This is a genomic window from Lapillicoccus sp., from assembly GCF_025353065.1.
Classification (GTDB): Bacteria; Actinomycetota; Actinomycetes; order Actinomycetales; family Dermatophilaceae; genus Lapillicoccus.
In genome coordinates, this window is record NZ_JANXRJ010000266.1 from 1 (window position 1) to 2,333 (window position 2,333).

At 65.2% G+C, this 2,333-nt stretch carries 2 protein-coding genes; both read left to right on the plus strand.

Going from position 1 to position 2,333, the window contains the following annotated elements:
- Positions 1–53: 53 nt before the first annotated feature.
- Positions 54–1,316 (plus strand): Mu transposase C-terminal domain-containing protein, encoded by a 1,263-nt coding sequence (locus Q0R63_RS19455; protein ID WP_295701073.1) that lies wholly within the window; start codon positions 54–56, stop codon positions 1,314–1,316.
- 18 nt (positions 1,317–1,334) lie between these two features.
- Positions 1,335–2,177: an AAA family ATPase gene (locus Q0R63_RS19460; RefSeq protein WP_295701077.1), complete on the plus strand. Its 843-nt coding sequence runs from the start codon at positions 1,335–1,337 to the stop codon at positions 2,175–2,177.
- Positions 2,178–2,333: the final 156 nt, after the last annotated feature.

Consider the following 2,333-nt stretch of genomic DNA (forward strand, 5'->3'; position numbering starts at 1 on the left):
GGGGGTCTGATGGGCTGGTCCGGGCGGGTAGGACTGATGCCGCTCACCGTCGGATGCCGCAGGAGCTGCTGGAGTTGATCGAGGGCTTGGCGTTGCGGCGTCCGCCGCCGAGGATCGCGGAGGTGCAGCGGGCGGCGGCCGTGGTGGCGGGGGAGCGGGGATGGAAACCTCCGTCGTACACCGTCGTGCGAGAGATCGTCGGCGGGCTGGACCGCGGGCTGTTGGCGCTTGCCCATCACGATCCGTCGGTGTACCGGGATGGGTTCGAGCTGGTGCACCGTCGGGAGTCGGCGCATCCGAACGATCTGTGGCAGGCCGACCACACTGAGCTAGACGTGATGATCACCGACGAGGCGGGCCGGGCGGTGCGGCCGTGGCTGACGGTCATCCTTGATGACCATTCCAGGGCGGTGATGGGGTACACCGTCTTTGTGGGGGATCCGTCGTCCTTGCAGACGGCGTTGGCGTTGCGTCAGGCGATCTGGCGCAAGAGCGACCCGGGGTGGCCGGTGTGCGGTCTGCCGGCGGTGCTCTACAGCGATCACGGAGCCGATTTCACCAGCGACCACATGGCGCAGGTCTGCGCCGACACCCATGTGCAGTTGATCCACAGCACACCGGGGGTGCCTCGCGGGCGGGGGAAGATCGAGCGATTCTTCGGCACCATCACGACCGAGCTGCTCCCGACGCTGCCCGGGTACATCCCGCCGGGCAACAACGGTCGGGCGGTGACCGCACCGGGGTTGTCGCTGTCTGATCTGGACAGCGCCCTTGGCCGGTTCATCACGGTGGACTACCACCATCGGGTGCATCAGGAGACCGGTCAGCCGCCGATCCAGCGGTGGTTGCGATCGGGCTGGCTGCCACGGATGCCCGAGTCGTTGGAGCTGCTGGACCTGCTGTTGTTGACCGTGGCGACACCGAGGAAGGTGCACCGGGACGGCATCCGCTGTCATGGGCTGCGATATCTGGATCTGACGTTGGCCGCCTACGTCGGGGAGCAGGTGACCATCCGCTATGACCCGCGGGACCTGGCCGAGATCAGGGTCTTTCACGAGGGGAAGTTCTTGTGCCAGGCGGTGTCCGCGGAACTTGCCGCCTCGAGCATCTCCTTGAAGGACCTGCAGGCGGCACGGAACCGGCGTCGGCGGGAACTGCGTTCCGAGCTCAACTCCCGCCGCAGCCTCGTCGACGCCTTGGCGCACCCGGTCCCGGAAGCCGTGCCGGCAGATGCCGTCACACCGGCGGCGGCCCGCATTGTCGCGCCGGAGCCGAAACGGCCGGCGACCAAGCTCAAGCTGTATCGGGAGAACTGATGGTGAAGGGAGACTTCGATGTCGACCGCTACTGACGAGACCAGCGGTCCCACTCAGCGACCTGAGACGCCGTTCATGATCACCAAGCAACACCGCCGGTTCGTGGAATTCGCTGACACGGTCCGCCGCAACCGGTACATCGGTGCCTGCTACGGGGCGCCGGGGATCGGCAAGACGCTGTCGGCCAAGACGTATGCCAGCTCGGACGACTGGGAATGGTGGAACGCTGCCCGCCACACCCGTGGCGCTCCGGTGCCCGAGTCGTTACTGGTGTCGCGGACCGTGTTGTTCACCCCGCATGTCATCACCACGCCCCGGCAGCTCGAGCGGGAGATCATCCTGCGCTGCTCCCGGCTGAGTCACGACATCCAACGCCACCTACGCCCCGACTGGGATCCCGAGTTCAGCTGGGACATGCGGGACTCGCCGCATACCGAGCTCCTGATCGTCGACGAGGCGGAACGGCTCAAGACCCAAGGTCTGGAGCAGTTGCGAGACTTCTTCGACCGCACCCAGATCGGGGTGATCCTGATCGGAATGCCCGGCTTCGAAAAGCAGCTCGCCCGCTACCCGCAGCTCTACAGCCGGATCGGATTCGCGCACCAGTATCGTCCGCTCGACGCCAGCGACCTTATGCCTGTGCTGGCCTCGTACTGGCGTGCCATGGGTCTGGAGTTCGACCCGGTCACCCCTAACACCAACGTCGCCATCACGACCATCGTCCGCATCACCACCGGCAACTTCCGACTCATCGAACGACTGATGGGCCAAGTCTCGCGGATCCTGGACATCAACCACCTGAGCGAGGTCACCGCCGAAGTCATCGAAGCCGCTCGGGAAACCCTCGTCATCGGCACCTGACTACGCCAAATAGTTCCGTGAAACTACGCCAGATAATTCTGCGCTTTACACCTCACCGACGCCCGCGTCGCCCAGCCTTGCGGCTATTTAGCCCTCATTTAGCCCAGGGTGCTGGGTCCGATTAAACGGTGTAACTGTCATATCGGGGGTAAAAAG